This window comes from Streptomyces sp. NPDC091377, from assembly GCF_044757045.1.
In the GTDB taxonomy this organism is placed as follows: domain Bacteria; phylum Actinomycetota; class Actinomycetes; order Streptomycetales; family Streptomycetaceae; genus Streptomyces.
This window is the reverse complement of record NZ_JBIVUE010000046.1, coordinates 1-9,836: the sequence shown is the minus strand read 5'-3', so window position 1 is coordinate 9,836 and position 9,836 is coordinate 1. Positions and strand designations below refer to the sequence as shown.

The window sequence follows — 9,836 nt, the reverse complement described above, 5'->3', positions numbered from 1 at the left end:
AACTCCACAGCCGTCAACGAATCAAACCCCATCTCCCGAAACGCCACCCCCACCGGCACATCCACCACCGACCCAAAACCAAGAACAGACGCCACTTCGCCCCGGATCTCATCCGTGATGGCCGACAGAGCCTGGCTCCGCGAGAGTCGGTTCAGCCGACTCCGGACACCCCCCGTCGCGGGTCCACGTCCCCGTTGGCTGCGGGGCGATCCGTCACGTACCAGCTCGCGCAGCACCTGCGGCACCGTCGTCGCGGCATCCCAGGCGTGCCAGTCCCAGCGGGCGGCGATCGTCACGGCATCGGGCACCTCACGCGCCGCGCCGAGCAGCGCGGTGCCTTCGGTGGCGGAGAGTCCGGTGACTCCGCCACGGGACATCCGCGCCACATCACTCCCGCTCAGCCCACCCGCCATACCCTCAGCCACATCCCACAGACCCCACGCCACCGACTGACCCACCAACCCCTGAGCCCGCCGCCACTGCATCAAACCGTCAAGAAACCCATTCGCCGCCGCATAATTCGCCTGCCCCGGCGACCCCACCACACCCGCCAACGACGAAAACACCACAAAGAACGACAGATCCATGCCCCGCGTCAACGTATGAAGCCACCACGCACCACCCGCCTTCCCACCCATCACCACACCGACCCGCTCCGGTGAGAGGGACTCCACCACACCGTCATCCACCACACCCGCCGCATGAACCACACCAGTCAGACCATGCCCCTCGTCAACCGAGGCAAGAACCTCCTCCACACCCTCCCGACACGACACATCCGCCGCCACCACCCGAACCCCCGCACCCCACCCCGACAACCGCTCCACCAACTCCTCAACACCACCACCCGACACACCACCACGACCCACCAACACCAGACGCCGCACACCACACACCGACACCAACCACTCCGCCACCAAACCACCCAACACACCCGTACCACCCGTCACCACCACCGTCCCCTCCACATCGAGCGGAACGGGCAGGGTCAGGACGTTCTTGCCGACGTGCCGGGCCTGGCTGAGGTGGCGGAACGCGGCGGGCGCCTGGCGCATGTCCCACGCCGTCATCGGCAGGAGCGTGAGCCGCCCCTCCGCGAACAGTGTCAGCAGTTCGGTCAGCATCGCGCCGATCCGGGCGGGCTCCGGTTCCGTGAGGTCGAAGGTGCGGTACCCCACCCCGGACGGCAGCGAGCCCGCCTCCCGCACATCCGTCTTGCCCATCTCGATGAACCGACCACCACACGGCAACAGTGCCAGCGAAGCATCCACGAACTCACCCGCAAGCGAGTTCAACACCACATCGACCCCACCACCACCGGTCACACCGAGAAACACCTCACGGAAACCGACATCACGCGAAGACGCGATGTGATCCTCCGCCAACCCCAACCCCCGCAACGTCCCCCACTTGGACGGATGCGCCGTCGCGAACACCTCCGCACCCCAATACCGCGCAAGCTGCACAGCCGCCATCCCCACACCACCCGCACCCGCATGAACCAACACCCGCTCACCGGGACGCACCGCCGCAAGCTCCCCGAGGGCGTAGTACGCGGTCAGGAACGCCACCGGCACTGATGCCGCTTCCGCGAACGACCACTCCGCCGGGATCGGCGCGACGGTCCGCGCGTCAGCCACCACCACATCGCCGAACGACTCCGGGATCAGACCCATGACGCGGTCGCCGACAGCCAGTCCGGTGACGTCCGGACCGATCTCGGTGACCACTCCGGATCCCTCGCTGCCGAGCGTTGCCTCGCCCGGGTACATGCCCAACGCGATCAGGACGTCACGGAAGTTCAGGCCCGTGGCACGCATCGACAGCCGGACCGTTCCCGGCGACAGGGGCGCGGCGGCCTGCGGGTGCGGGATCGAGGTCAGCTCGGTCAGCGTTCCGCCGGGCCCGGTCGACAGCCGCCAGGGGCCGTTCGCCGGAAGCTGTAGCCGGTCGGTCTCATCGATTTCCCCGAGGGCCGGCGCGATCATCTCGCCGCCGCGCCATGCCAGTTGATCGATGCCTCCGGCCAGTAGGGCGGACAGAGGCAGGGCACGAAGAGTGTCCTCCGTCTCGCGCGCGTCCTGCGGGTCGAGGTCCAGGAGGATGAAGCGATCCGGATGCTCCGTCTGGGCTGACCTGATCAGGCCCCAGATCGCGGCCATGGCCGGATCGACCGGGGACACCGGCGCCTCCGTGGTCACCGCGCCTCGGGTGAGCACCAGCAGTCGGGCGTCGGTGAGGTGGGGCGACGCGAGGAACGCCTGTACCTCGGCCAGCAGCCGTACGAGGATCGTCTCGGCACGAGCGGCTCCCGCCTCCTCGTCCCCGACGTGGGCGGCTCCCGCTGCCCCGGCCTCGTACCCATCGCCAGGCCGGCCAGATACGCCGGAGGCACTGGATACACCGGCGGCACCGGCGGTGCCGTATGCGTCGGTTACGTCGGATACCTCGGATGCGTCGGACCCGCCGAGGCAGGAGAGCACCACCACCGAGGGCGACCCGGCTCCGCTCTCCAGCGTCCGGTTCAGCGAGGCCAGATCCGCGTGATCGCCCGCGCCGCCGCCCACCAGCACCCATTCCGGCGCCGGGTCACTCACGCTGTCGACGTTCAGTTCGGGCACAGGTGCCCAGCGCATCCGCAGGAGTCGCGGAATGGAGGCCGGGGAACTCGCAAGGCTCTCCCGGTTGATCGGCCGGAAGGCGAGGGACTCGACGGTGACGACGGGCCGCCCGGTCGGATCGACGGCCTCGACGCTGACACCGTCGGCACTCCGACGCAGCCGGGCATGCAGGGTCCGCGCACCGGTGCGGTGGACCGTGACACCCGTGAACGTGAAGGGAAGCCCAGCCTCACCACTACCGGGAGTGGCGGCGAGGGCGTGCAGTACGGCGTCCAGCAGGGCCGGATGGACAGCGAAGCCGGCCGGGTCATCGGGCAGGACGACCTCCGCGTAGACGTCCTCACCGTCCCGCCAGACCTGCGTCAGCCCCCGGAAGACCGGGCCGTAGTCGAACCCGGCGTCCGCCAGCCCGGCGTAGACGTCCTCCGCCGCCACTGCCTCGCCCGCGGGAGGCCACGACCAGGCCGCGTCGGCCGTTTCAGCCGCTCCGTCCTCCCCGGCCGCTCCGTCCCCCGTAGCCAGGACGCCGGTGCCGTGCTTCATCCACTCACTGTCCCCGGCAGCCGGGCGGGAATGGACCTGCACCGAGCGCCGCCCGTGCTCGTCGGGTTCGTCGACCACGACCTGCACCGTCACACCCGGCCCGTCCTCGGCCAGCACCAGAGGCTTCTGCAAGGTCAGATCCTCGACCCGCGCACACCCCACCTGAAGACCCGCATGCGCCACCAGGTCGACGTACGCGGTCCCCGGCAGCACGACCGCACCGGACACCGCGTGATCGGCGAGCCACGGCTGCGCGGACACCGACAGTCGTCCGGTCAGCACCACACCGCCACCGGCCAGCGACACCTGTGCCCCGAGGAGCCGATGGCCTGCGACCGCCAGCCCCGCACCGGTAAGCGAACCACCGGCCGTGCCCACGGACCCAGGCACCCAGTAGCGGCGGCGCTGGAAGGCGTACGTCGGCACATCAGCAAGCACGCGCGTCCGGGGAATCCAGCGGTCCCAGTCGACCTCGACGCCATGGACGTGGAGCCGGGCGAGACCGGTCAGCACGCTGGTGACCTGGTCACGCTCGCGCCGCAGGAAGCCCGTGACGACCTCGCCCTCACGCTCGGCCATCGCGGCGGACAGAGCCGGTTGTGGACCGACCTCCGCCCACACGCGGGCCCCCAACTCCCTTGCCGTTTCTATGGCTTCGGCGAACCGAACGGGCTGGCGGGCGTGCTCCACCCAGTAGGCGGGGCTGCCGAAGTCGACGCCCGCCGACTCACCACTCACCGTCGAGACGATCGGTATCTGAGGCGACCCGTACTCCACATCCGCAATGGCGGCGGCGAAGTCGTCCAGCATCGGGTCCATCAGCGGGGTGTGGAAGGCATGACTCACCGGAAGCGAGCGGGTGCGCACACCCTCGGCGGTCAGCTTCTCGACCACTCCACGCACCGCGTCCGCCTCACCGGCCAGTACGACCGACCCCGGCGCGTTCACCGCAGCCGCCCACACACCGGCAACGCCGGCGATCCGCTCCTGGATCTCCTCCGCAGGAGCAGCCACCGAGGCCATGACCCCATCGCCCGCGAGGCCCTGCATCAACCGGCCGCGCACACAGGCCAACCGCACCGCGTCGGGCAGGGTCAGCACCCCCGCGGCCACAGCCGCACTGATCTCACCGACCGAATGCCCCACCAGCACATCCGCACGAACCCCGTGCTCGGACAGAACCCGCCACAGCCCCACCTCCAACGCCACCAACCCCACCTGCGCGAACACCGTCTGGTCGATCAGATCGCCACGACCGCCCTCACCGAAAAGCACCGGACGCAACGGCTCCGGCAACAACTCATCGGCCACCGCACACACTTCATCCACCACACCGGCGAACACCTCGAACCGCCCATAGAGCTGCGCACCCATGCCGGCGAATTGGGAACCCTGACCGGTGAACAACACCGCCGTCTTCCCCGTCACCGGCGAGCCGGTCACGAGGCCGTCGGCAGATCCGCCCTCAGCCAGCGCGTCAAGGCCCGCGACCAACTCCGTGACGCCCTCACCCACGACCACCGCGCGGTCCTGCAACATCGCCCGGCCCGCCAGGGCCGCCGCCACCCCGGCGGCTTCCACGTCCTCGCGGCGTCGTACGAACTCCGCGAGCCGCGCCGCCTGCCCCCGGAGGCCCGCCTCGCCACGCGCCGACACCACCCACGGCACGGGACCCGACGCCTCCGCCGTCGGCTCGGGATCCTGCTCGACCGCGGGTGCTTCTTCCAGGACCACGTGGGCGTTGGTGCCACTGACGCCGAACGAGGACACCCCCGCCCGCCGCAACCGCCCGTCACCGGACCACGGCACCGGCTCCGTCAACAGACGCACCTCACCCGCCGACCAGTCCACGTGCGGCGAGGGCTCGTCCACATGCAGCGTCTCCGGCAACAGGCCATGCCGCATCGCCATGACCATCTTGATCACGCCTGCCACACCTGCGGCGGACTGCGTGTGCCCGATGTTCGACTTCACGGAGCCGAGCCACAGCGGCCGGTCCTCCGGCCGGTCCTGGCCGTACGTCGCCAGCAGCGCCTGCGCCTCGATCGGGTCACCCAGCGTCGTACCCGTACCGTGCGCCTCCACGACATCGACCTCACCGGTACCGAGACCGGCGTTCGCCAGCGCCTGCCGGATCACCCGCTGCTGTGAGGGACCGTTGGGGGCGGTGAGGCCGTTGGACGCACCGTCCTGATTCACCGCCGAGCCGCGCACCACCGCCAGCACCCGATGCCCGTTGGCCACCGCGTCCGACAACCGCTCCAGCAACAGCACGCCGACGCCTTCACCCCAGCCCGTGCCGTCGGCTCCCGCCGCGAACGGCTTGCACCGCCCGTCAGGCGCAAGACCCCGCTGACGGCTGAACTCCACGAACGCACCCGGCGTCGACATCACCGCGACACCACCGGCGACCGCCAGACGGCACTCGCCGGCCCGCAGCGCCTGCGCCGCCAGATGCAAGGCCACCAGCGACGACGAACACGCCGTGTCCACCGTCACCGCCGGACCCTCAAGCCCGAACACATACGCCAGCCGGCCCGACACCACACTGGCCGCGTTGCCGGTCAGGAAGTAGCCCTCGCTGCCCTCGCCCCCCTGGTCGGAGAACGTGCCGTAGTTCTGCGCGGACGCGCCGACGAACACGCCCGTGCTGGAGTTGCGCAGGGTCGAGACGTCGATGCCCGCGCGCTCGATCGCCTCCCACGAGCACTCCAGTACGAGCCGCTGCTGGGGGTCCATCGCCAGCGCCTCGCGCGGACTGATCCCGAAGAAGCCCGCGTCGAACTCACCCGCGTCGTAGACGAAGCCGCCGGCCGCCGTGTACGACGTACCGGGCCCGTCCGGGTCCGTACCGAACAGGGTGTCGAGGTCCCAGCCCCGGTCCTTCGGGAAGTCGGAAATCGCGTCGCCACCGGCGGCGACGAAGTCCCACAGGTCCTCGGGCGAGCGCACTCCTCCGGGGAACCGGCAGCTCATGCCCACGATGGCGATCGGGGCGTGCTGCTCGGCCTCAAGTCGCTCCAGACGCTCACGCGTCTCATGCAGGTCGGTGGTGACGAACCGCAGGTAGGACCGGAGCTGTTCCTCGTTAGCCATTTTCGTGAGCCTTCCTCACAGCGGTGATGCAGACAGGCGGTCGGTGCGGGCGGTCGGGGTCCTAGGAGCGCTTGAACCGCTTGTCGATGAAGTCGAATATCTCCTCGTCGCTCGCCGAGCCGAGCTGTGCGCTCATGTCCTCGGCGTCGCGCGAGGTGCTGTCACAGGCGTCCAGGAGTTCCCGGAGGCGCTGCGCCACCCTCTTGCGTACGGCGTCGTCCTCGGCGACCTCCGCCAAGGTCCCCGCGAGGCGGTCGATGTCGCCGAACACCCGGGTGGACGGCGGGACGTCCGGGGCCACTCCGAGCAGTTCGGCGCCCAGGTGCTCGGCGAGGATCCTCGGGGTGGGGTGGTCGAACGCCACGGTGGCCGGCAGTCGCAGACCGGTTTCGGCGCTGAGCCGCTTGCGTAGTTCGACGGAGGCGATGGAGTCGAAGCCCATGTCCCGGAAGGCCCGTTCAGGCTCGATGGCGTCGGGTGTGGAGTGGGACAGGACGCGGGCCGCCTCCTCGCAGACCAGTTTGGAGAGCAGGTCGAGGCGGGCGGCGGCGTCCAGCCCGTCCAGCCGCGACAGCAGCCCGGAGGCGCTGCCCGCGTCCGCGTCCCGGTGGTCCGCTGCGGCGGTGATCTGCCGGGCTTCGGGTAGTTCCTCGATGAACGGACGGCGGCGGGCGATGGTGAAGGCGGGTACGAACTGTTCCCAGTCCACATCCGCCACGGCCACGAGTGTCTCGTCCAGGTCGAGCGCCTCGTGGAGCGCAATCACCGCACGGTCCGGTGCCATGGGCCGCAGGCCGAGCCGGCTCAGCCGTGAGCGGGCCTCGCCCCCGCCCATGCCCTCGGCGTCCCACAGCCCCCAGGCGACCGACGTCACGGAGCGGCCGACCGCGCGCAGGCGCTGCGCCAGGGCATCGAGGTACGCGTTCGCGGCGGCGTAGGCACCCTGTCGGGCACCGCCCCAGACGCCGGCGTTCGACGAGAACAGCACCAGCCGCTCGAAGGCGCCGTCGGCCAGTTGCTCCGCCAGCGCGTCCGCGCCTCGGACCTTCGCCGCGAGTACGTCTTCCAGATCCGCGGCGGTGAGGTCCGTGAGCACCGCGTCCCTGGCCACTCCGGCGGCGTGGATGACGGTGGTGATGGGCGGGTGGCCGGTGTCGCCCAGGACCTCGGCCAACTGCTCCGCATCCGTGATGTCACAGGCTTTCACCGTGGTCGGAGTACCGGCCGCACTCAACTCCCCGGCCAGCTCCACCGCCCCCGGAGCCTGCGCCCCGGACCGACTCACCAGCACCAGATGCTCAGCACCGCTCCCCGCCAGCCACCGCGCGACATGCGAACCCAGCCCACCGGTCCCACCGGTCACCAACACCGTCCCACTCGGCCGCCACCGCTCACCACCAGCCACGTGCGATACCGGAGCACGACGCAGACGACGCACGAAGACCCCGTCCCCACCGACCGCCAACTGATCCTCCACCGGCTGCGCCAACGCCGAGACCAACAGACGACCCGTACCCGGCTGCCACACCGCCGGCAGATCCACCAGACCACCGTAATGACCCGGGTGCTCAAGCCCGAACACCCGACCCAGACCCCACACCGCCGCCAGCACCGGATCCAGAACCGAACCGTTCCCCGGCACCGACACCGCACCACGGGTCACCACCCACAACCGGGCGCCCTCCCGCTCCACCACCGCCTGCACCACCGTGACCAGGTCATTGAGTACGGCCGAGTGGCTCCGGCCCGATCCGGTCGCCAGATAGGCGATGTGCTCGGCACCGGTCAGCAGCTTCGCCACACGCGCGCGGTCGAGGTCGTGGTCAGCCGGTAGCACCTGCACCTCGACCTGGGCGCCAGCCTGCTCCAACGCCTCACGAACGTCGACGGCTCCGGCCAGGTCATGGCACAGCAGCAGCCATGTCCGGGCCAGCCCACCTGAGTGCTCGGCCGCCAGCGGCGTCCACCCCACCCGGTAGCGCCACCCATCGGTCACGGAGGTGCCGGGCCGGGCTGCCTCCGGTGGTGCGTCCAGCCAGTAGCGCTCGCGCTGGAAGGCGTACGTCGGCAGCGCCACCGGTTCCACGGCGGGCAGCAGATCGCGCCACGCCACCGGCAGACCCGCCGCCCAGGCAGCACCCAGACTGCTCAGAAGCTGCGCGGCCTCGGGCTGGTCACGGCGCAGCGTGTGCAACACCCGGCCGTCGGTGACCGTCTGCTCCATCGCCAACGACAGCACCGGATGCGGACCGATCTCCACGAACACCTGCGGCCCCGCACCCTGCAACCGCCCCACCACCTGGGCGAACAACACCGGCTCCCGCAGATTCCGATACCAGTACCCGGCATCCAGCTCCCCCTCAGGAACCGGCTCACCCGTCACCGTCGACACGAACTCCGGCCCCGAACCCCGCAGATCGACAACCCCGGCCAACTCCCCACGCAACCGCTCCTCCACCACCTCCACCTGCGCATGATGCGACGCGTAATCCACCTCGATACGACGGGCCCGTATCCCCCGCCCGTCCAGCTCGGCGCACAGCACGGTGATCTCCTCGGGCGGGCCGCTCACCACGATCTGCCCCGGCGCGTTCACCGCCGCCACCGTCACCGACGGCGACAGGTACTCCGACGCCTTCTCCGGGTCCAGCGCCACCGAGGCCATGGCCCCGCTACCGGCAAGCTCCCGCAACGCCTGCGAGCGGAGCGCCACCACCCGGGCACCGTCCTCCACACTCAACCGACCCGCCACCACCGCAGCCGCAATCTCACCCTGCGAGTGACCCACCACAGCATCGGGTACGATCCCCGCCGCACGCCAGACCTCCGCCAGGGAGACCATCACCGCCCACAGCACCGGCTGAACCACATCCACCCGGCCCAACCACTCCCGCTCCCCACCCGACAGAACCCCCCGCAACGACCAGTCCACCCACGGATCCAAAGCCCGCTCACACTCGGCAACCGCCTCCGCGAAAACCGCATCACACTCCAGCAACTCCCGCCCCATCCCCGCCCACTGACCACCCTGACCAGGGAACACGAAGACCACACCGGACTCGGCACCCGCCGGCAACGGCTCCCCGTCGCCGGTCACCGCGTCCAGCCCCCTCAGCAACTCCTCCACATCCGACCCCACGACCACGGCCCGCTGCTCCAGAGCAGCCCGGCCGGCCAGACCCGACGCAACACCCGCCAACCACCCCCGATCCACCCCACCCACCGCCCGCCGCTCCCGCACGAAAGCGGCAAGCCGCGCCGCCTGACCACACAGACCCTCATTCCCGCGTCCGGACAGCACCCACGCCACCGGACCCGACACCCCCACCGGCGCAGCAGCCTCCGACTCCACTACGGGAGGCTCCTCAAGAATCACGTGCGCGTTGGTGCCGCTCACCCCGAACGAGGAGATACCCGCCCGACGCGGATGACCGTTCACCTCCCACGGCACCGACTCCGTCAACAGCCGCACATCACCCGACGTCCAGTCCACATGCGGCGAGGGGGCATCCACGTGCAGCGTCGCCGGGAGTTTCCCGTGCCGCATCGCCATCACCATCTTGATCACACCAGCCA

At 70.3% G+C, this 9,836-nt stretch carries 2 protein-coding genes; both read right to left on the bottom strand.

All coding sequences use genetic code 11. From position 1 onward, the window contains the following. Nucleotides 1-6,260 (bottom strand): beta-ketoacyl synthase N-terminal-like domain-containing protein (locus ACIQNG_RS38970; protein ID WP_401491967.1); only part of this gene is annotated, 6,260 nt, incomplete at its 3' end. A gap of 61 nt (nt 6,261-6,321) precedes the next feature. Beyond that, nucleotides 6,322-9,836, bottom strand: a 3,515-nt coding sequence (locus ACIQNG_RS38965) for an SDR family NAD(P)-dependent oxidoreductase (protein WP_401491964.1), incomplete at its 5' end; no start/stop codon positions are given.